The sequence below is a fragment of the Aeromonas sp. FDAARGOS 1410 genome, from assembly GCF_019048745.1.
In the GTDB taxonomy this organism is placed as follows: domain Bacteria; phylum Pseudomonadota; class Gammaproteobacteria; order Enterobacterales; family Aeromonadaceae; genus Aeromonas; species Aeromonas jandaei.
The window spans coordinates 1,440,969-1,462,114 of record NZ_CP077401.1; the positions used below are offsets into that span (position 1 = coordinate 1,440,969).

The 21,146-nt window shown below is 59.6% G+C and carries 20 protein-coding genes; 14 read left to right on the forward strand and 6 right to left on the reverse strand.

From position 1 onward, the window contains the following. Window positions 1-8 precede the first annotated feature (8 nt). The 5 genes from I6L40_RS06965 to I6L40_RS06985 form a co-directional block, all read right to left on the reverse strand. Window positions 9-2,453 carry an EAL domain-containing protein gene (locus I6L40_RS06965; RefSeq protein ID WP_071912386.1) on the reverse strand — a complete coding sequence of 815 codons (2,445 nt, stop codon included), beginning with the start codon at window positions 2,451-2,453 and terminating at the stop codon, window positions 9-11. A 148-nt stretch (window positions 2,454-2,601) separates the two neighbouring features. Next, window positions 2,602-2,970 (reverse strand): hypothetical protein, encoded by a 369-nt coding sequence (locus I6L40_RS06970; RefSeq protein WP_071912383.1) that lies wholly within the window; start codon window positions 2,968-2,970, stop codon window positions 2,602-2,604. A gap of 4 nt (window positions 2,971-2,974) precedes the next feature. Then, window positions 2,975-3,640: a molecular chaperone TorD gene (torD, locus tag I6L40_RS06975; RefSeq protein ID WP_071912381.1), complete on the reverse strand. Its 666-nt coding sequence runs from the start codon at window positions 3,638-3,640 to the stop codon at window positions 2,975-2,977. A gap of 135 nt (window positions 3,641-3,775) precedes the next feature. Then, window positions 3,776-4,174 (reverse strand): GFA family protein, encoded by a 399-nt coding sequence (locus tag I6L40_RS06980; protein WP_033114131.1) that lies wholly within the window; start codon window positions 4,172-4,174, stop codon window positions 3,776-3,778. Window positions 4,175-4,201: 27 nt separating this feature from the next. Beyond that, entirely contained in the window at window positions 4,202-4,498 is a 297-nt protein-coding gene (locus I6L40_RS06985; RefSeq protein ID WP_071912380.1) for a hypothetical protein, read from the reverse strand. Window positions 4,499-4,822: 324 nt separating this feature from the next. On the opposite strand from I6L40_RS06985, the gene glyA reads away from it, so the two are divergent. From glyA to I6L40_RS07055, 14 genes are all read left to right on the forward strand, one after another. Further along, window positions 4,823-6,076 carry a serine hydroxymethyltransferase gene (gene glyA / locus I6L40_RS06990; protein ID WP_040068624.1) on the forward strand — a complete coding sequence of 418 codons (1,254 nt, stop codon included), beginning with the start codon at window positions 4,823-4,825 and terminating at the stop codon, window positions 6,074-6,076. A gap of 103 nt (window positions 6,077-6,179) precedes the next feature. Continuing rightward, complete coding sequence (locus I6L40_RS06995) at window positions 6,180-6,632, forward strand: hypothetical protein (protein ID WP_216995413.1); 453 nt, start codon at window positions 6,180-6,182, stop codon at window positions 6,630-6,632. 137 nt (window positions 6,633-6,769) lie between these two features. Further along, a complete protein-coding gene (gene nrdR / locus I6L40_RS07000) occupies window positions 6,770-7,219 on the forward strand; it encodes a transcriptional regulator NrdR (RefSeq protein ID WP_033114135.1) in 450 nt (149 codons plus the stop codon). 304 nt (window positions 7,220-7,523) lie between these two features. Beyond that, a complete protein-coding gene (gene ribD / locus I6L40_RS07005) occupies window positions 7,524-8,633 on the forward strand; it encodes a bifunctional diaminohydroxyphosphoribosylaminopyrimidine deaminase/5-amino-6-(5-phosphoribosylamino)uracil reductase RibD (protein WP_033114136.1) in 1,110 nt (369 codons plus the stop codon). 55 nt (window positions 8,634-8,688) lie between these two features. Next, window positions 8,689-9,342: a riboflavin synthase gene (locus I6L40_RS07010; RefSeq protein ID WP_033114137.1), complete on the forward strand. Its 654-nt coding sequence runs from the start codon at window positions 8,689-8,691 to the stop codon at window positions 9,340-9,342. 147 nt (window positions 9,343-9,489) lie between these two features. Further along, window positions 9,490-10,599: a bifunctional 3,4-dihydroxy-2-butanone-4-phosphate synthase/GTP cyclohydrolase II gene (ribBA, locus tag I6L40_RS07015; RefSeq protein WP_043850107.1), complete on the forward strand. Its 1,110-nt coding sequence runs from the start codon at window positions 9,490-9,492 to the stop codon at window positions 10,597-10,599. Between the two features lie 199 nt (window positions 10,600-10,798). After that, window positions 10,799-11,269, forward strand: a complete 471-nt coding sequence (gene ribE / locus I6L40_RS07020; protein WP_033114139.1) for a 6,7-dimethyl-8-ribityllumazine synthase — start codon at window positions 10,799-10,801, stop codon at window positions 11,267-11,269. 14 nt (window positions 11,270-11,283) lie between these two features. Further along, entirely contained in the window at window positions 11,284-11,697 is a 414-nt protein-coding gene (gene nusB / locus I6L40_RS07025; protein ID WP_033114140.1) for a transcription antitermination factor NusB, read from the forward strand. 57 nt (window positions 11,698-11,754) lie between these two features. Then, window positions 11,755-12,714, forward strand: a complete 960-nt coding sequence (gene thiL / locus I6L40_RS07030) for a thiamine-phosphate kinase (protein WP_216995188.1) — start codon at window positions 11,755-11,757, stop codon at window positions 12,712-12,714. After that, window positions 12,711-13,205, forward strand: a complete 495-nt coding sequence (locus I6L40_RS07035) for a phosphatidylglycerophosphatase A (protein ID WP_104015577.1) — start codon at window positions 12,711-12,713, stop codon at window positions 13,203-13,205. The genes thiL and I6L40_RS07035 overlap by 4 nt, the downstream gene beginning before the upstream one ends. Window positions 13,206-13,691: 486 nt before the next feature. Next, on the forward strand, window positions 13,692-15,416 hold the full coding sequence (locus I6L40_RS07040; protein WP_216995189.1) for an ABC transporter ATP-binding protein: 1,725 nt from the start codon (window positions 13,692-13,694) through the stop codon (window positions 15,414-15,416). Window positions 15,417-15,491: 75 nt separating this feature from the next. Beyond that, window positions 15,492-17,048 carry an ABC transporter substrate-binding protein gene (locus tag I6L40_RS07045; RefSeq protein WP_042032165.1) on the forward strand — a complete coding sequence of 519 codons (1,557 nt, stop codon included), beginning with the start codon at window positions 15,492-15,494 and terminating at the stop codon, window positions 17,046-17,048. Window positions 17,049-17,147: 99 nt separating this feature from the next. Beyond that, the gene (locus I6L40_RS07050) at window positions 17,148-18,122 is read left to right on the forward strand and encodes an ABC transporter permease (RefSeq protein ID WP_041207966.1); all 975 of its coding nucleotides are present in this window, start codon (window positions 17,148-17,150) and stop codon (window positions 18,120-18,122) included. Between the two features lie 2 nt (window positions 18,123-18,124). Further along, entirely contained in the window at window positions 18,125-19,066 is a 942-nt protein-coding gene (locus tag I6L40_RS07055; RefSeq protein WP_033114145.1) for an ABC transporter permease, read from the forward strand. A gap of 208 nt (window positions 19,067-19,274) precedes the next feature. Here I6L40_RS07055 and dxs read toward each other — a convergent pair whose 3' ends face one another. Further along, complete coding sequence (dxs, locus tag I6L40_RS07060; protein ID WP_071912373.1) at window positions 19,275-21,143, reverse strand: 1-deoxy-D-xylulose-5-phosphate synthase; 1,869 nt, start codon at window positions 21,141-21,143, stop codon at window positions 19,275-19,277. Window positions 21,144-21,146 lie beyond the last annotated feature (3 nt).

Below are 21,146 nucleotides of genomic sequence, written 5' to 3' on the forward strand. Positions count from 1 at the left end.
GTCTGCCACTATGAGTGCATGCGCTGATGCAGGTGATCACCCATATGGTTGACGTGCAGCGGTTTGCTGAACAGATAGCCCTGTCCCTCGCCGCAGTTGAGTGATTGCAGGAAGGTATACTGGGCCCGCGTCTCGATCCCCTCGGCGGTGACCTCCATATCCAGGCTGTCGGCCAGATTGATGATGGTGCGGCAGAGTTCCCGGCTATTTTTGTCCTCCGGCAAGGCCTGTACGAAAGCCCGGTCGATCTTGATGCGATCGATGGGCAGGGTTTTCAGCAAACTCAGTGACGAGAAGCCCGTACCAAAGTCGTCGATGGCAATCTGCACGCCGAGGCTTTTCAGGCGGGTGAAGAGATCCAGACTCTGTTCGACCCGCTGGATAATGCTCTCTGTTACCTCGATCTCCAGCCGCTGTGGCGGAAATCCCGTTTCGCTCAGAATTGCCGCTACCCGCTCCACATAGCCGGGAGAGCGCATCTCCCGCACTGATACGTTGACCGACATCCGGGGGACTGGCAGGCCGGCGGCCAGCCAAGCCTGGCCTTGCTCGCAGGCATGGCGCATCACCCACTCGCCAATTTTTTCGATGAGGCCGCACTCCTCTGCAACCGGAATAAAACGGGCCGGGTTGATCATCCCTTCATTCGGGTGTTGCCAGCGTAGCAGGGCCTCCAGACCACTCAGGTGACCATCGTTCAGATCGGTCATGGGTTGATAGAAGATACAGAGCTGTTCCAGCTCCATCGCTTTGAGCAACCCCTGTTCAATCTGCATCCGTTCACGGGCCCGCGCCGCCATGCTCGGGGTGTAAAACTGATAACCGTTGCGCCCCTGGCTTTTGGCTTCATACATGGCGCTGTCTGCCGCGCTGACCAGATTTTCCGGGGTTTCGGCATGATCCGGATACATGGCAATGCCGATACTGGCTGAAATGGCGACCAGTTCATGATCCAGCTCTACCGGCTCGCGCAGCACGGCGAGCAGCGTATTGGCCAGAGCAGACAGCTCGTCGGGATGTTCCAGATAGGGAATGAGCACCAGAAATTCATCACCCCCCAGTCGGGTCGCCAGATCGTTTTGCTGAAGGCAGCCATTGATCCGTTCGGCCAGCCGCTTGAGCAGTTGATCGCCGACCCCATGGCCCAAGCTATCGTTTATCAGCTTGAAGCCATCAAGATCGATGAAAAGCAGCCCGAGGCGAGTGTGATTGAGTTGCGCTGTTTTGAGTTCAAGGGCCAGCCGCTCTTGCAGCAGATGGCGGTTGCCAAGTTCGGTCAGCGTATCGTGATAGGCAAGGTGGTTCAGTTCGGCCTCTACCTTGCGGATAGCACTGATGTCGGAGAGGGCAATCACATAATGCGTCGTGTTGTTGAAACTGTCGTAGACGGCGCTGATCTGCTGCCAGGAGGAGAAGTAGCTGCCATCCTTGCGCAGGCAGACCATCTCGCCATGCCAGGCGTGGTTGCCGGGACGCAGGTTATGCCAGGGATAGTCATGCTCCATGTAGCGCCTTGGGTGCATGATGATGTCTGGCGTTCGTCCCGTCACTTCCTCGGCATCATACTGGGTCAGCATGGTAAAGGCCGGGTTGACCGAGATGATACGCTGTTCGCTGTCGAGGATGATGATCCCCTCAGCCGTGGTATCGAACACCACGTTGGCCTGATGAAGCCGCTCCTCCTGGCGACGACGGGCAGTGGCATTGTGGATCACGCCCATTACTCGCTGACCGACCGACTCGGTGGCGGGCACATGGTCGGCATGAATATCGACCCAGTGACGCTCCTGCAGAGGGGTTAGATAACTCAGAGTGAGGTGGATGGGCTCCCGCCCCAGCAGGGCCGACTTGAGCTGGCGCGCAGATTCCGGTTCAAAACAGTCGACAAATGTCTGCAAACCCCCGCGAAAGCGGTTGGCCGGAATACCGAGCAGAGGCTCTATCTGACCGTCGAACAGCATGCGATCTTCCTCTACATGCCACTCCCACACTCCTATCTGGGCTGCTCGCATCGCCAGTTGCAGCCGCTGCTCGGTTTCATACTGCTCGGTGATGTCACGCACAATGGCGAGAATGCCGCTCAGCTCTCCTTGCTCATCGCGCATCGGGCTGTAAGTGGCCTGCCAGCGACGATAGTTGCTGTCGTGAGCTGCAGTCTGGCCGGTAATGGCGATATCGACGTAGGGAATGCCGCTGCGCATGATCTGCTGAAACATGGGTTCCAGAGTCGGTGCCAGTTTCGGAACAACCTCCCGCAGGTGTTTGCCCTGATGCTCCTCGATGGTTTTGCCATTGATGTCAGCCAGCACCTGATTGACCTTGCGATAGCGAAACTCCCGATCGAACACGCCGATGCCCAGCGGTGCAGTGCCCATGAGCTGCTCCAGTACCGAGTGATCGGAGAGCTGTGTCATGAGAGCATCGGTATCGTTGCTGAGAGGTTTTCTGTCCATGATGGCCCCGGCATTGACTTATCCGTCATTAAGATCGTCTTTGAGTATGGCACGAACTCTCTGACGGGGAGCCAGGCGAGATAGTTACAGCCATACAACGAGCAAGGGGATTGATAGAAATAGAGGCAGGTTATTGAAAGAAAAAGGTTTATCCCTTCTGGCGGCCAAAGGCCTGAACGCCGCGCACAAACACCAGCCAGCCTAGCAGGTGGAAGGGCAGGGCCAGCGCATAGAGTTGCAGCCAGTGGGCACTGCTGCCGCTGCTCTGGATGAAGTCAATCCAGGCGGCCTGCAGGGCCAGCATGCCAGCGATCTGGAAGCGGCGGCGCAGCACCACTTCGACGCCGAGGTTGGAGAGGTAGAGGGTCAGCAGGATGCCGGCAAAGCCGGTGAGCTGGGCAGTACCGTAGAGCTCGCGATCTGGATTGAACAGCAGGGCCACGAGAGGGGTAATGCCCTGATCCTGCGGGATCAGGGCCAACAGCCAACATGCAATGAGAAGCAGGGCTGTTTTCATCGGCTTAGCTGGCCTGGGCCGGCTTGACCAGAGTCAGGTAGTTGGCATCCATCTTGAGGAAGACCCCCAGCAGACGGGCACTGGCGCCGTAAAAGCCAAACTGGTCGGCGGCGCGACAGGCACTCTCGAACTTGTCGAACCAGCCCAGCAGGTGGCCGTGCAGCAGCTCTTCCTGTTCGTCGAGCCAGTTTTCCCGCTCGGCTGCACTCTTCGCTTCTGCCGCGCGGATGATGAGATTGCCCATCAGATCCAGCTCGATGGCGAGATGGTCGGCAGGCACTTTGTATTTGTCGCTGACATTGATGCCGAGGCGATCGAGGCGGGCCTGCATCTCGGCCATCGGGGCTTGCATCAGCAACTTGGCCTCGCCACGGTAGAGAGACTCGTAGGGCAGGGCACCCTGCTTGGGATCCACCAGAAACAGCCCGGCGAAGTCGGCGGCGAGTTCCTGTTGGCGAGCCGGGCGCACCAGCAGGCGGGCGATGGCATCATTGAGTTCGGCCACGGCTTCGCGCATCGGATCCAGGGTCGAGAGGCTTTTCAGGAAGCTTCGCACATCATAGGTGTCATATTCGGCGATCTGCTCATCACTGAGTTCAGCGGCGAACAGGGTGGAGAACCACCAGTAGAGTTCGGCCCGGCGTTCGCTGGTAGCCATAAAGTCCTGCATTTTTCCTCCGTGGATGGCAATCGGGAGCCTTGATGGCCCCCGATTCTAACGACTTTAAAAATAAAGGAAACTTCATGGGGTGGTTTCGGTGACTCCAGCCAGCCGGGCACAGAGGGTGCAGGCTGGCGGTTCTGTTCAGGGGCGGGTCTCGAACTGCGGACAATCATCGCCAATCTGATGCCAGGGCGCTTTGGAGCCGACAAAAATGTGGAAGTTGGGGCTCTGGGTCGGCACATCGTCGAGGATCCCCAGCCGCAGGTTGATCTTGCCGCTGCTCTGCTTTTCGCTAAAAAGGCTGGATCCGCAATTACGGCAGAAGGCGAGGGTGGTTTCGGCCGATTTGCGGTAGCGTGTCAGCGCCTCCTCGCCCTGTGTGACGGTGACCTTGCTGCCATCCAGTCCGCCGACGGAGGCATAGTCGGAGCCGGAAAACTTGCGGCACTCCGAGCAGTGGCAGTTGCCCATGTAGTCGAACTGGTCAGGCAGGGTGAGGTGGATGGCACCACAGAGGCAGCTGGCGTGTAACTGTTTCATTATCTGTTCCTTGTGCCATTTGGCACATCAGAGAGAGTGGGGATCGTCATCGCGAAAGAGCACCTGCTTGCACTTGGCGCAGACCCATTCGCGGCGATAATCTGCCAGATGTACCAGCCCCACTTCCATCAATTCGTGATGGCCGCAGTGGTGACAGAAGATGATGTCGCCATCGACCGCCTCCGGGTGGATCGCCAGATACTCCATCCTGGTCGGGAGCTCCTCCCACGCGCTGGTGGGGATATGCTTGCGCTGGCTGGTGTAGTAGACCCAGTAAAACACAAAAAAGATCGCCAGGATCAGAAAGGTGAGCAGATGGTCCATCTTCAATTCCTCCGGTTAGGTGCAGCCCCTCGGATGCATGGCTGCAATCAGCTCCATCATGATGAAATTTGTTTCGAATGAAGATGTTACCGGAAGGCTAACGGGATCGTTGTGATCCCCTTCGGGTTTTGCCCAGTCAAAGAGCAGGGTTGAATGAGACTTTTTGAGTCACGATTGCAGGCCGGAGCGGGCAGGCGCTCCTGATTTTTATAACATAAATTCAACATTTTTTTAGGTGGTTGGACTGTCTCTTTGATCCAGCTCACGTTACAATGCGCGGGCCCACTTCACCTATCGCGCAAACGATTTTCAGGAGAGAAACGGATGTTGAAACGTGACATGACCATCGCCAATTATGATCCGCAATTGTGGCAGGCCATCACAGACGAAACCCGTCGTCAGGAAGAGCATATCGAGCTGATTGCGTCCGAGAACTACACCAGCCCCCGTGTCATGGAAGCCCAGGGCTCCCAGCTGACCAACAAGTACGCCGAAGGTTACCCCTCCAAGCGTTACTACGGTGGTTGCGAGTATGTGGATGTGGTTGAAACCCTGGCTATCGAGCGCGCCAAAGAGCTGTTCGGTGCCACCTACGCCAACGTGCAGCCGCACTCCGGCTCCCAGGCCAACAGCGCCGTCTACATGGCCCTGCTGCAGCCGGGTGACACCGTGCTGGGCATGAACCTGGCCCACGGCGGTCACCTGACCCACGGCTCTCCGGTCAACTTCTCCGGCAAGCTGTACAACATCATTCCTTACGGTATCGATGAGTCCGGCAAGATCGACTACGACGACATGGAGCGTCAGGCTGTCGAGCACAAGCCGAAGATGATGATCGGTGGCTTCTCCGCCTACTCCGGCATCGTTGACTGGGCCCGCATGCGCGAAATCGCCGACAAGGTCGGTGCCTACCTGTTTGTTGACATGGCTCACGTGGCAGGCCTCATCGCGGCTGGCGTCTACCCGAACCCGGTGCCCCACGCGCACGTGGTCACCTCCACCACCCACAAGACCCTGGCTGGTCCGCGCGGTGGTCTGATCCTCTCCGCCGCTGACGACGAGGAGCTCTACAAGAAGCTCAACTCCGCCGTCTTCCCGGGTGGTCAGGGTGGCCCGCTGATGCACGTCATCGCCGGCAAAGCCGTTGCCTTCAAAGAGGCGCTGGAGCCGGAGTTCAAGACCTATCAGGCTCAGGTCGTGAAAAACGCCAAGGCGATGGCTGCCACCTTCATCGAGCGCGGTTACAAGATCGTCTCCGGCGGTACCGACAACCACCTGATGCTGGTTGATCTGATCGGCCGCGAGCTGACCGGTAAGGATGCTGACGCTGCGCTGGGCAAAGCCAACATCACCGTCAACAAGAACTCCGTGCCCAACGACCCGCGCTCCCCGTTCGTCACCTCCGGTGTGCGGATCGGTACTCCGGCCATCACCCGCCGCGGTTTCAAGGAAGCCGAGTCCATCGAGCTGACCCACTGGATCTGCGACGTACTGGACAACCACGACAACGATGCCGTGCTGGCCACCGTACGCGAGAAGGTGCTGGATATCTGCCGCCGCTTCCCGGTCTATGGCTGATAAGTCAGACCATCCGGTTTGAGACCAATGCCACCCTCGGGTGGCATTGTTTTTTATGGTGTTGGGCAACAGGGGAGGGATGAGATTGAACCGCGAAGAGAAGATGCAGAGCGAAGAGGCATACTCCTGCACAGAGCGGGACAAGGCGCTGGAGGCGCAGCTTCGGCTGGCAATCCGCGCCCAGTATCACTTCCGTGCCAGTGAGCAGGGGCTGCTGGCGTGGGATGTACGGCGGCTGGTACGACTGAGCCGTGATCTGCCGCTGCAGGCCGTGGCATTGAGCGAGATTGCCGAGCTCGATCGCGATCACTGGTATGGCCATGGCAGCGCCAGTCCCACGGTGCGCAGCGTGGTCGAGCACTGCCAGCTCATCATGGCGGCGGATCTCGCCTATCCGATCATTCTCGACAGCGCCGGTCGGGTGATGGATGGCATGCACAGGATCGGCAAGGCATTGCTGCTGGGCCACAGCCATATCGATGCGGTGCGGTTTGTGGTCGATCCCGCTCCCGATTATCAGGATTGTGATCCCGATAGCCTGCCTTATGACGACTGAGCCGCCTCCTTGGCGATAACGACTGGGAAAATCACGTTTTTGCGCTTTTTACCGCGGTTGGATGGCCGTGCTACACTGGCCGACCTAACACCCGCAGCTGTTGGCGGGTGCCCCGTTTTGTTAACGCCGGAGGTCAGATGCATTGCCCTTTCTGTAGTGCCGTTGATACCAAGGTGATCGATTCCCGTCTGGTGGCCGAAGGCCATCAGGTGCGCCGCCGTCGCGAATGCCTGCTCTGTCATGAGCGTTTCACTACTTTCGAGATGGCCGAGCTGGTGATGCCCCGCGTCATCAAGTCCAACGGCTCGCGCGAGCCGTTCAACGAGGACAAGCTGCGGGCCGGTATCCTGCGGGCGCTGGAGAAGCGTCCGGTGAGCATGGAGGCCATCGAAAAGGCGGTCAACCACATCAAGTCACGCCTGCGCGCCACCGGCGAGCGGGAAGTTGCCTCCCAGCTGGTGGGCAATCTGGTGATGGACGAGCTCAAGGGATTGGACAAGGTGGCTTATATCCGCTTTGCCTCCGTCTATCGCAGCTTTGAAGATATCCGCGAGTTTGGTGAAGAGATCGCCAAGCTGGAGAAGTAACGGCTGCGAACCCCTCCCGGATCGGAGGGGGCATGACCGGCCGGTGCCGCCACGCTGGCTGCCGGCTGGCAAGTGGACTGTTACGCCAGTGAAACATCCAGGCTGAGCATTGTTTCGCTGGTGAAAAAATTTGAGGGCGTGCGACCGCAACCTGCGAGTCGGCGCCTGCCGTCATGGCGGGAAATGCCATGGCCGATCTGCCCGATGTTGTTGGCGATAAGCTGGTGAGCGGCAAGAGATAAAAGAACGCAACTCATCAGATTGCTGCACCACGCGGGATACGTTGCTGGAAACAGGAGCCCGGATGTTTAGTCAAGATGATTACCAATGGATGAGTCGGGCCCTCGAGCTGGCCCGCCGCGGCCGTTACACTACGGCCCCCAACCCCTGCGTCGGCGCCGTGCTGGTGAAAGATGGCGTGGTGGTTGGTGAAGGGTGGCATCAGAAGGCGGGCGAGCCCCATGCCGAGGTCTACGCCCTGCGCGCCGCCGGTGACAACGCCCGTGGCGCCACCGCCTATGTGACCCTCGAACCCTGCTCTCACCACGGTCGTACTCCCCCCTGCGCCGAGGCGCTGATCAACGCCGGGGTGGCCCGGGTGGTAGCGGCCATGGTCGATCCCAATCCCCAGGTGGGTGGGCGCGGCCTGCGGATGCTCTCCGAAGCGGGCATCAAGACCGATTTCGGCCTGCTGGCAAGCGAAGCCGAAGCGCTCAACCCGGGCTTTTTCAAGCGGATGCGGACCGCCTTCCCGCGGGTGACCGTCAAGCTGGGGGCCAGTCTCGATGGCCGCACCGCCATGGCGAGCGGCGAGAGCCAGTGGATCACCTCCCCGGATGCGCGCCGTGACGTGCAGCGACTGCGGGCCCGCCACGATGCGGTGCTCTCCAGCGCCGAAACCGTGCTGGCCGATGGCGCCTCCCTGACCGTGCGCTGGGACGAGCTGCCCCCCTCGGTCAAGGCGAGTTATCCCAAAGAGACCCTGCGCCAGCCGCTGCGAGTCATCGTCGATTCGCAAAACCGCCTCACTCCCGACTTGCCGCTGTTCCAGAGCGAGAGCCCGGTGCTGCTGGCCCGTCACAAGGCGTCCGGCGAGTGGCCCGCGTGGGTGCAGCAGCTGGAGCTGCCGCTGCTGGATGGCAAGCTGGATCTGGTCAGCCTCTTCATGCTGCTGGCCAAGCAGAACGTCAACTCGGTGCTGGTTGAGGCGGGGCCGCGGCTGTGCGGCGCTCTGCTGGAAAAAGGGCTGGTGGATGAGCTGGTGCTCTATCAGGCGCCCAAACTGATGGGCGACGAGGGGCGCGGCCTGTTCCATCTGCCCGGCCTGACCCGGCTGTTCCAGGCGCCCAAGCTCGCCATCAAGGATGTGCGCATGGTGGGGCCGGATATTCGCATTACCGCCAAAATAGCCTGATCTTTCAATGTTCAAGGGGGCAGCTGCTGCCCCCGTCATCAGCAAGGTGATCTGCATGTTTACCGGAATTATCGAAGCGGTGGGGACCCTGGCCGAACTGCGTCGTCAGGGGGAGGACATGGCCCTCACCGTGCACGCCCCGGGCCTGGATTTTAGCGACGTCAAGCTGGGCGACTCCATCGCAACCAACGGCGTCTGCCTCACCGTCGTGGCGCTGGGCGACAAGAGCTATACCGCCGATGTGTCGCTGGAAACCCTCTCCCGTACCGGCTTTGCCGCCGCCAGAGTGGGCGATCGGGTCAACCTCGAGAAGGCGCTGATGCCCACCTCCCGTCTCGGCGGCCATCTGGTCTCCGGCCACGTGGACGGGGTAGGGGAGGTGAAAAGCGTCTCCAGCAGCGGCCGCGCCATCGAGTACTGGATCAAGGCGCCGGGCGAGCTCTCCCGCTACATCGCCGAGAAAGGTTCCATTGCGGTGGATGGCATCAGCCTCACCGTCAACGCGGTACAGGGCGACCTGTTCCGCCTGACGATCGTGCCCCACACCGCGCAGGAGACCACCATCGCCAGCTGGAAGCCGGGTCACAAGGTCAACCTCGAGGTCGATCAGATCGCCCGTTATCTGGAGCGATTGATGATGGGCAAGAGTCAGGAGAGCAGCGCCTCCACCCTGACTCTGGACAAGCTGGCCAAGGCCGGTTTTCTCTGATGGTCGGGGTGTTGGCCCCGACCAAAACGATTTTCTGTGATCCCGCTCCGATTGAAATGGGGCCATGCGCCCCAATCTAGAGCAGCATATCTCGCATTCCCGTTGAGCCTGCGGGCTCAATCCCCAAATAGACAGATGGAGTAGCCCATGGCGCTGAGCACAACCCAGGAAATCATTGCCGACATCAAGGCTGGCAAGATGGTGATCCTGATGGATGACGAAGACAGGGAGAACGAAGGGGACCTCATCATGGCCGCCTCCTGTGTCCGTCCGGAGGATATCAACTTCATGGCCCGCTACGGCCGTGGCCTCATCTGCCTGACCCTGACCCGGGATCGCTGCAAGCAATTGGCGCTGCCGCTGATGGTGGATCGCAACAATGCCCAGTTCTCCACCGCCTTCACCGTCTCCATCGAGGCGGCAGAAGGGGTGACCACTGGTATCTCCGCCGCTGATCGCGCAGTGACCGTGCAGGCGGCTGTGGCGGCCAATGCCAAGGCGGCTGATCTGGTGCAGCCGGGCCACATCTTCCCGCTGATGGCGCAGGATGGCGGCGTGCTGACCCGTGCCGGCCACACTGAAGCCGGCTGCGATCTGGCCCGTCTGGCCGGTTTCGAGCCTGCCGCCGTCATCGTCGAGATCCTCAATGAAGATGGCACCATGGCGCGCCGTCCTGACCTGGAGATCTTCGCCGAGGAGCACGGCATCAAGCTCGGCACCATCGCCGACCTTATCGAGTACCGCAACCAGCACGAGACCACGGTCGAGAAGGTGGCCGAGTGCAAGCTGCCCACCGAGTTTGGCGAGTTTGACCTCATCACCTTCCGCGACACCATCGACAATCAGGTGCACTTTGCCCTGAAAAAGGGTGAGGTACAGGCCGATCAGCCGACGCTGGTTCGCGTCCATCTGCACGATGTGCTGAGCGATCTGCTGCTGACCGATCGCCACGCTGCCCGCAGCTGGCCGCTGCCCAAATCCATGGCCCGTATCGCTGACGAGGGCGGGGTGCTGGTGATCCTGGGGGCGGAAGCCCACGGCGCCGAGCTGCTGGCCCGGGTCAAGGGTTTTGAAGCCGCCGACAAGGGGTTGGCGCCGGAAGGAGCCAAGTGGCAGGGTACTTCGCGTCGGGTGGGCGTCGGCTCCCAGATCCTCAAGGCCCTTGGCGTAAGCAAGATGCGCCTGCTGAGCTCGCCGAAGAAGTACCATGCCCTCGGCGGTTTCGGTCTGGAAGTAGTTGAATACATAGGCGAATAACAGCCATAGCTGCGGCTTGCAGAGGCCGTTATCCGTCCTCGGCAAGCCGTGGAGTATGCCGGCGCATGACCACGCCGGCCCGTTGAATTGGCGATCATGGCCGCTCGTTGCGGCCATGGTTTTTGTCGTGGGTCTGTTGTGCTAGAATGTGCGCACTTTTGACTCCGGCCCTTTTGCTTTCACAGATACAGGATTTCCAATGAAGGTTATCGAAGGAAACATTGCCGCTCCCGAGGCGCGCGTTGCCATTGTCGTTGCCCGTTTCAACAGCTTCATCAACGACAGCTTGGTGAGTGGTGCAGTAGACGTCCTGAAGCGTCAAGGTCAAGTGCAGGACAGCAATCTGACTCTGGTGAAAGTACCGGGCGCAGTTGAAATGCCGCTGGTTATCAAGAAGCTGGCCAAGAGCGGCAAATATGACGCCATCGTGGCGGTCGGTACTGTCATCCGTGGCGGCACCTACCACTTCGATCTGGTGGCAAACGAGAACAGCAAAGGCATGGCCCAGGTGATGATGGAGTATGAAATCCCCGTCGCCTTCGGCGTGCTGACTACCGAAAATATTGAACAAGCCATCGAGCGTGCAGGTACCAAGGCGGGTAACAAGGGTGCAGAGGCTGCACTGGCAGCGCTTGAAATGATCAACGTCCTGAAAGAACTGGACGTGTAACGAGGAGAAATGCATTGAAACCGTCTGAGCGCCGTAAAGCCCGTCATTGCGCCACCCAGGCCATCTACCAGTGGCAGATGACCAAGGCCAACGTGGGTGACATCGAAGAGCAGTTCAAGATCGATCAGGACACCAAGGGTGTAGACCTGAACTACTTCCGCGATCTGCTGTTCGGGGTATCGCTCCACTGCAACGAGCTGGACAAGGTCTTCGCACCTTTCCTCTCCCGTCCGCTGGAAGAAGTGGACATGGTGGACAAGGCGATCCTGCGTCTGGCGACCTATGAGCTGACCCGTCGTGATGATGTGCCGCCGCGTGTGGTCATCAACGAAGCGATCGAGCTGGCCAAAGCTTTTGCTGCCGATGACAGCCACAAGTTTGTCAACGGTGTACTGGACAAGGTAATCAAGTCGCTGGACAAGCGCTGATAGCTGCGTTCATCAGCATCTAATAGAGGAGCCAGCTTATCGCTGGCTTTTTACTGTATGGGTGAATTCGAGCTGATTGATAAGTACTTCAAGGTCCCCCACGCTCGCAAGGACGTGGTGATGGGCCCTGGAGATGACTGCGCCCTGCTGACCCTGCCCCCCGACACCCAGCTGGCGGTGAGCACGGATACCCTGGTCAGCGGCGTGCACTTCTTCCCCGACATGGATCCGGTCGATCTCGGCTACAAGGCGCTGGCGGTCAATCTCTCCGATCTCGCCGCCATGGGGGCCGAACCGCGCTGGGTCTCGCTGGCGCTGACGCTGCCGGCCATCAACGAGAGCTGGGTCGCCGGCTTTGCCGAAGGGTTCCTGGAGCTTGCCGAGTACTACAACGTGGCGCTGGTGGGCGGAGACATGACCCGCGGGCCGCTCTCCATCACGGTGTCGGTCAAGGGATCGGTGCCTGCCGGTCGCGCCCTGATGCGCAGCGGTGCCAAAGCCGGTGACGGTATCTATGTGACTGGCACTCTGGGAGATGCCGCCCTGGCGCTCTCCCACCTGCTGGGCAAACGCACCCTCAACGAGAACCAGCTGGCGGCCGTGCTGCCGCGCCTCGACCATCCCCATCCCCGTATTCTGGCCGGACAGGCGCTGCGCGGACTGGCGGGCAGTGCGCTGGATCTCTCTGACGGGCTGGCATCGGATCTCGGCCATATCCTCAAGGCGTCCTGCGTGCGAGCCCAGATCGATCTCGATCTGCTGCCGCTCTCGCCGGTGCTGCAGGATGCGGTGAGCGAGCAGGATGCGTGGCAGCTGGCGCTGGCCGGCGGCGATGACTACGAGCTCTGCTTCACCGTACCGCAGGAGCATCACGGCGCGCTCGATACCGCGCTGGCCCACAGCGGGGTCAGGTTCACCCGCATCGGCCGCATCGTGGCGGGTGAACCGGGCATCGAGTACCTGCGTGGCGAGCAGCCGGTCGAGCTGCAACTGAAAGGGTGGGATCACTTCGCATGAGTCTGTTCATGATAAAGCCCGAGCTGAAACGACTGGATCTGAAGAATCCGCTCCACTTTCTGGCGGTGGGCTTTGGCTCCGGTCTCTCCCCCAAAGCGCCGGGTACCATGGGGACGATCGCTGCCATCCCGCTCTACCTGCTGGTGAGCGGTTTGCCGACCTCCTGGTTTATCGCCCTGCTGGTGGTGGGATTCCTGATCGGTATCCGCATCTGCCAGAGCGCCACCGATGCCATCGGCATGCCGGATCACGGCGCCATCGTCTGGGACGAGGTGATCGGCTTTGGCGTCACCATGATAGCGGCGCCGGCCGGTTGGGAGTGGGTACTGGCGGGCTTTCTGCTGTTTCGCCTGTTCGATGTGCTCAAACCCTGGCCCATCTCCTGGTTTGATCGCCGTATCCACGGTGGCCTCGGCATCATGCTGGACGATCTGATTGCCGCTCTGTTCGCCCTCATTTGTATGCAATTACTGGCCGCCTGGCTCGCTTGATTGCCCTCTCCCGGGGAGTGACTGTTACAGCACTCCCCGATTTATATCTGCCTAATTTTCATTCATCGGCATATGCTGCCGTATATCATCCATTTCACATAAATATTCACTACTCATTCGGGGCCTTACCGTGAATGGAGAATAGTGATAAATGCTGCTTGTTGCGTTCTTGTTGAAATTAAAGTAATGCTAGCGGTAGGTATATGGATATGCGGGCCGTTTTTGTGACTATAGTCATCATTTTTCGCTATGGAAATGGTGGTTATCTGCGCAAAACATTGCGGAATTGTATAACTCAATCATTTACACCCGTGGGCAAACCGTCTAATTTACTCGCGGGTTATTCCAAAAAAATGCAAAAAACCCGCCCGGATCGCTGGTTTAACTGCTACACGGATTGAGCATTAATTGCCCTGAGCAGCACCGGCATCTGCGGCCGATTTATGGACGAATTATTTGGGACGGATGTCCCCCGCAGAGGTAAACATGTCCTTGCTCGAAGTAAAGAACTTGCGGATCGAGTATCCCTCCCGCTACGGGGTACTGGCCGCAGTGAAGGATCTCTCTTTCTCCATCGAAAAAGGGGAGATTGTCGGCGTCGTGGGTGAGTCCGGTGCCGGCAAATCCACCATCGGCAACGCCGTCATCGATCTCCTGAGCCCGCCCGGTCGCATCGCCCGTGGCGACATCTACCTCAATGGCGAGCTTATCTCCGGCAAGAGCCAGAACGAGATGCGGGCCATCCGTGGTTCACGCATCGGCTTTATCTTTCAGGATCCGATGACCTCCCTCAACCCGCTGTTCACCGTTGAGCATCAGCTGGTCGAGACCATTCTGGCCAACACTGATTTGTCACGCGAGGCGGCTTTTGCCAAGGCTCTGGATCTGATGAAGGCGGTCGGTATCCCGAGCCCGGAGCTGCGCATCAAGCAGTATCCGCACCAGTTCTCCGGTGGCATGCGCCAGCGGGTGGTCATTGCCATCGCCCTCTCCGGCGATCCTGAACTCATCATCGCCGACGAGCCGACCACGGCGTTGGACGTCTCCATCCAGGATCAGATCCTCCAGCTTATCCGCACCCTCTGCAAGGAGCGTCAGGTGGGCTGCATGCTGGTGACCCACGACATGGGCGTGGTCTCCAACGTCACCGACAAGGTGGCGGTGATGTATCGCGGCGATCTGGTGGAGTTTGGCCGCACCGAACAGGTGCTGGGCAGCCCCAATCACCCCTATACCCGCAGCCTCATCTCGGCGGTGCCCCGCTCGGATGTGAAGCTGGTGCGCTTCCCGCTGGTCTCCTATATCGAGGATGCCAGTGCGCCGGATGCCAATATCGACCTAAAGACCCATTGGCTCGGTCAGAGTCAGGACGAGCGTGCCTATGAAGGGGCGCTGCTGCGGGTGGAGAACGTCGATCTGAAGTTTGTCACCAAGGACTCCATCTTCCCGAGCCGCCGCCAGTATGTGCGTGCCTGCAACAACATCAGCTTCGAGATCTTCGAGGGTGAAACCTTCGGTCTGGTGGGGGAGTCGGGCTCAGGTAAATCGACCATTGCCCGCGCCATCACCGGTCTCTATCCGCCTGATACCGGCAAAATCGTCTTTGAGGGGATCGATCTGACTGCCCTCAAGAGCGAGCGCGAGCGCCGCCCCCTGCGTCGTCAGATGCAGATGGTGTTCCAGAACCCCTATTCGTCGATGAACCCGCGGATGAAGGTGCGCGACATCATCGCCGAGCCGATCCGCTTCCATCAGCTGGCGAGCAGCGAGAGCCAGATCGAGGGGATTGTCGGGGATCTGCTGGATCACGTCGGTCTTGGCCGCGGTGCCGGGGTCAAGTATCCCCACGAGTTCTCCGGTGGTCAGCGTCAGCGCATCTCTATTGCCCGCGCATTGGCGACCCGCCCCCGTTTCCTCATCTGCGACGAGCCGACCTCGGCGCTGGATGTGTCGGTACAGGCCCAGATCCTCAATTTGCTCAAGGATCTGCAGCAGGAGCTCAAGCTCACCATGCTGTTCATCAGCCACGATCTGCCGGTGATCCGCCAGATGTGCGATCGCATCGGGGTGATGCAGCACGGTCATCTGGTGGAGGTGGCCGAGACCGAGAAACTCTTTACCAATGCCGAGCATGAGTACAGCCGCAAGCTGATCTCCCTCATGCCGGAGTTCAAGGGAATGTCCCGCGAGGGGCTGGAAATCGCAAGCTAGGAGAGCGCCGGTGCGCCGGATGGTCGCTCAAACCCGTTGTTCGTTAATAAAAAAGCCAAAAGCATGGAGAAAAAGATGAAGAAAGGATTTTCCAAGATTGCCCTGGCGCTGTTTGCCGCCGGTTTCGCCTTCAGCGTCTCTGCTGCTGATATCAAGGTAGGTGTCGCCTCCGATGCCACCTCGCTGGATCCGCAGGAGCAGCTCTCCGGTCAGACCCTGGAGATGTCGCACCTGGTATTCGATCCCCTGATGCGTTACACCCAGGATCTGAAATTCGAGCCGCGTCTGGCCGAGAAGTATGAGCGTGTTGACGACAAGACCGTCCGCTTCCACCTGCGCAAAGGGGTCAAGTTCCACTCCGGTAACGACTTTACCGCCGATGACGTGGTATGGACCGTCAACCGTCTGAAGTCCTCTGTCGACTTCAAGGCGATCTTCGACCCCATCGTCGAAGTGAAGAAGGTAGATGACTACACCGTCGATCTGATCACCGCGAAGCCCTTCCCGCTGATCCTGCAGACCGTCACCTACATCTTCCCGATGGACTCCAAGTTCTATACCGGCAAGACCGAAGCGGGCAAAGACAAGGCCGAGATCGTCAAGAACGGCGACTCCTACGCCTCTACCCACGTCTCCGGTACCGGCCCGTTCACCGTCAAGTTCCGCGAGCAGGGCGTGAAGCTCGATTATGCCCGCAACCCCAACTACTGGGACAAGGCCTCCAAGGGTAACGTCGAGAACCTGACCGTGGTGCCGATCAAGGAAGACGCGACCCGCGTAGCCGCTCTGCTGGGTGGTGACGTGGATGTGATCTACCCGGTTGCGCCGAACGATCTGGAGCGGGTGAAGAATGGCAAGGACTCCCAGCTGGTCACCCTGTCCGGTACCCGCGCCATCATCATCGAGCTGAACCAGAACACCAACCCGGCGCTGAAAGACAAGCGCGTGCGCCAGGCGATCAACTACGCCATCAACCAGGTGGGTATCGTCGAGAAGATCAACAAGGGCTTCGGTACCCCTGCCGGCCAGCTGAGCCCGAAAGGCTATGCCGGTCACAACGAAGCACTGGTGCCCCAGTATGATCTGGCCAAAGCCAAGCAGCTGATGAAAGAAGCCGGTCAGGAGAAGGGCTTCAAGATGACCTTCATCGCCCCGGCTGCCCGTTACGTCAACGACGTCAAGATTGCCCAGGCTGTCTCCGCCATGCTGGCCAAGATCAACATCAAGGTGGATCTGAAGACCATGCCGGTGGCCCAGTACTGGCCGGAGTTTGACAAGTGCGCCGCCGACATGCAGATGATTGGCTGGCACTCCGACACTGAAGATACCGCGAACTTCTTCGAGTTCCTGACCTTCACCAAGGATGCCAAGACCGGTATGGGTCAGTACAACTGCGCCGGCTATGCCAACGCAGAGGCTGACAAGCTGGTCGAGCAGGCCAACGCCGAGACAGATCCGGCCAAGCGTGCCGAGATGCTGAAGAAGGTGGAAGCCATGGTGATCGAGGATGCAGCTTATGTGCCGCTGCACTGGGAAGATCTGGCCTATGGCGCCAAGAAGAACGTCGACATCAAGCCGGTGGTCAACGTGATGAACTTCCCTTACTTCGGCGATCTGGTGGTCGGCAAGTAAGCGAACGTCACAAGGAAGGACGGGGCGGAGTGGTCAGCTGGCCACTCCGCCTGCTAACAGAAGCCTGTGCCACGACACAGGCCACGTAGAAGGACAAGCATGTTTACATTCCTGCTGAAACGGTTCTATCAGGCCGTGATAGTGATGTTCGTCATCAGCCTGGTCGCCTTCTCCATCCAGGACAACCTGGGGGATCCGTTGCGCGAGCTGGTGGGACAATCCGTCTCCGAAGCCCAGCGCCACGAATTGCGCGAGAAGATGGGCCTCAACGATCCCTTCCTCGTCAAATACAGCCGCTTTTTGAAAAATGCGGTGCACGGGGATCTGGGTACTTCCTACTTTTTCAAGCGACCGGCTCTTGAGGTGATCCTCGACAAGCTGGTAGCTACCCTTGAGCTGGTCTTTGCCGCCGCGCTCATCATCGTCGTGGTCTCCATTCCACTTGGTGTCTATTCGGCGATCCGGCCGCGCAGCATTCCCACCAAGATCATCATGGCGGGGAGCAGTATCGGCATTTCGATCCCGGTGTTCCTGACCGCCATCATGCTGATGTATCTCTTCTCCATCCAGCTGGGCTGGCTGCCGGCCTATGGTCGCGGCGAGACCCGCAACCTGCTGGGTTGGGAGTCGGGATTCTTCACCTGGGACGGTATCAAACACCTGATCCTGCCGGCGGTGTCGCTCTCTTCCATCATGCTGCCGCTGTTTATCCGGCTGGTGCGCTCCGAAATGCTGGAGCAGCTCTCCTCCGAGTACGTCAAGTTCGCTCGTGCCAAGGGGTTGGACAACAACAAGGTCTACTACCAGCACGCCCTGAAGAACACCATGCTGCCGGTCATTACCGTCGGTGGTGTGCAGATCGGCACCATGGTGGCCTACACCATCCTGACCGAGAGCGTGTTCCAGTGGCCGGGGACCGGTTTCCTGTTCCTCGAGGCGATCCACCGGGTCGATACCCCGCTGATCACCGCCTACGTCATCTTCGTGGGCTTGATCTTCGTGGTGACCAATACTCTGGTCGACCTGCTCTACGGGTTGATCAACCCGACCGTTAACCTGACTGCCAAGGGGTAAGCATGAGTAACGCTGTAACTGCAAGCCCAAGCCGTTGGGCACGTTTCAAGAACTCCGACATCGTCTACTACTTCCTGCGGGACAAGGTAGCCATGTTCAGCTTTGCGGTGTTCGTGGTGTTCGTGGTGGCTGCCTTGCTGGCCCCCTGGATCGCCCCGCACAACGTCTATGACCAGACCAGCTTCGACCTGATGGATGCCGAACTGCCTCCTTCATGGCTGGATGGCGGCGAAGAGCGCTTCTGGCTCGGCACCGACAACCAGGGGCGGGATATCTGGAGCACCATCCTCTATGGTGCCCGTATCTCCCTCACCATCGGTCTGTTTGCGGTGGGGCTGCAGCTGGTGCTGGGGATCGTCATCGGTTTGATCGCCGGCTACTTTGGCGGTCGTATCGATAACCTCTTGATGCGCTTTGCCGACGTGCAGCTGTCGTTCTCCACCATGATGGTGGCGATCATCATCTCCGCCATCTTTCAGGCGACCTTTGGCTCCGAGTTCTACTCGCGCTTTGCCATCGTGATGCTGGTGGTGATCATCGGGATCGCCGAGTGGCCGCAGTACGCCCGTACCGTGCGCGCCTCGGTGCTGGCGGAGAAGAAGAAGGAGTATGTGGAGGCGGCCAAGGTGATGGGGTTCCGCGCTCCGCGCATCATGTTCCGCCACATTTTGCCCAACTGCCTGTCGCCCATTCTGGTTATCTCCACCGTGCAGGTGGCCAACGCCATCATGAGTGAGGCGGCACTCTCCTTCCTCGGTCTGGGGATGCCGGTTGATCAGCCCTCGCTCGGTTCGCTTATCAGCGTCGGCTTCAACTACATCTTCTCCGGCTCCTGGTGGATCACCGCTTTCCCGGGTATCTGTCTGGTGGTGCTGGTGCTGGTCATCAACCTGCTGGGTGACTGGTTGCGGGATGTGTTTAACCCCAAGATCTACAAAGGTTGATAACCTGAGCAAGAACTTACTGCGAGGCCGTGATCAAGGCTCATGTGCTGCTCGGAATCCTCATGTATTCACATACACTCCGGTTCCTGCGCTGCTCTTTACCTTGTTGACAGCCTTCTCGCGACAGTCCTTGAACAGGTTCTAGATTATGAAGAATAAAAAGGGCGCCAATGAGGCGCCCTTCTTTTATTGATAGCTTTGAACGTTATCAGGCTTGCAGCCAGCTTTCGATACTGCGCTGGATGCCAGCATCGTCCAGACCGAGCAGGGCATAGATCTCCTGCTGGGTACCCTGTTCCACGAAGCGATCCGGCAGGCCGAGGTTGAGCACCGGCTTGCACTGCTTATTGCGCATCAGCAGCTCGTTCACCGCCGAACCGGCGCCGCCCATGATGGCATTGTCTTCGATGGTGACGAACTGATCGTGGCTGGCCGCCAGCGACAGCACCAGCGCCTCATCCATCGGTTTGACGAAGCGCATGTCCACCAGGGTGGCATCGAGCGCTTCGGCCGCCGCTTTGGCGTGTTGCAGCAGAGTGCCAAACGCCAGAATGGCGGTGCCTTTGCCCTCTCGAATGATGCGTCCCTTGCCAATCTCCAGCGCCTGCATCTCCTGCGAGATGGGGGTATCGCTCAGGCTGCTGCCACGTGGGTAGCGCACCGCGGCAGGCCCCTGATGGCGATAGCCGGTATAGAGCATCTGACGGCATTCGTTCTCGTCGGAGGGGGTCATGATCACCATGTTGGGCACGGTGCGCAGGAAGCTGATGTCGAACGCGCCCTGATGGGTCGGGCCATCGGCGCCCACCAGACCGGCCCGGTCGATGGCGAACAGCACCGGCAGTTCCTGCAGCGCTACGTCGTGGATCACCTGATCATAGGCCCGTTGCAGGAAGCTCGAATAGATGGCAACCACCGGTTTCTTGTCGGCGATGGCAAGACCGGCAGCAAAAGTGACCGCATGTTGTTCAGCAATAGCCACATCGAAGTAGCGATCCGGATACTGCTGGCTGAATTTCACCAGCCCGGAGCCTTCGCGCATGGCAGGGGTGATGCCGACCAGCTTTTCGTCTTTGGCCGCCATGTCACACAGCCACTGGCCGAAGATGGCGGAGAAGGTGGGCTTGGCACCACTCGCCTTGGGCAGGGCGCACTCGTCCGGATTGAACTTGGGCACGGCGTGATAACCAATGGGGTCTTTCTCTGCCGGCTCGTAGCCCTTGCCCTTCTTGGTCTTGACGTGCAGCAGCTGCGGCCCCTTGAGATTGCGCATGTTGCGCAGGGTCTCGACCAGAGCCTCGATATCGTGACCGTCGATGGGGCCGATGTAGTTGAAGCCGAACTCCTCGAACAGGGTGCCGGGCACCACCATCCCCTTGAGGTGCTCTTCGGCTCGCTTGGCCAGCTCCTTGACCGGTGGCAGACCGGCCAGCACCTTCTTGCCGCCTTCGCGGATGGTGGTGTAGAGCTTGCCGGACATGACCCGGGCCAGATGGTTGTTGAGCGCGCCGACATTCTCTGAGATGGACATCTCGTTGTCGTTGAGGATCACCAGCATGTCTTTATGGACATCGCCGGCGTGGTTGAGCGCTTCAAAAGCCATCCCCGCTGTGATGGCGCCATCACCGATCACCGCAACGACCTTGCGACCCAGCCCTTCACTCTCGGCGGCAACCGCCATACCGAGTGCGGCACCGATGGAGGTGCTGGAGTGGCCGACGGAGAGCACGTCGTACTCGCTCTCGCCACGCCAGGGGAAGGGGTGCAGACCGTCCTTCTGTCGGATGGTGTGGATCTGGTCACGGCGTCCGGTCAGGATCTTGTGGGGATAGGCCTGATGGCCCACGTCCCAGATCAGCCGATCGAACGGGGTGTTGTAGACGTAGTGCAGGGCCACGGTCAGTTCGACCGTGCCGAGCCCGGAGGCAAAGTGTCCGCTGGAGCGGCTGACAGAGCGCAGCAGATATTCGCGCAGCTCGTTGCACAGCACCGGTAGCCGCTCTTTGGGCAGGGAACGCAGCTCTATCGGGGTGTCCGCGAGGGCCAGGTTGGGGAAATTGCTAATATCAACGCTCATTTT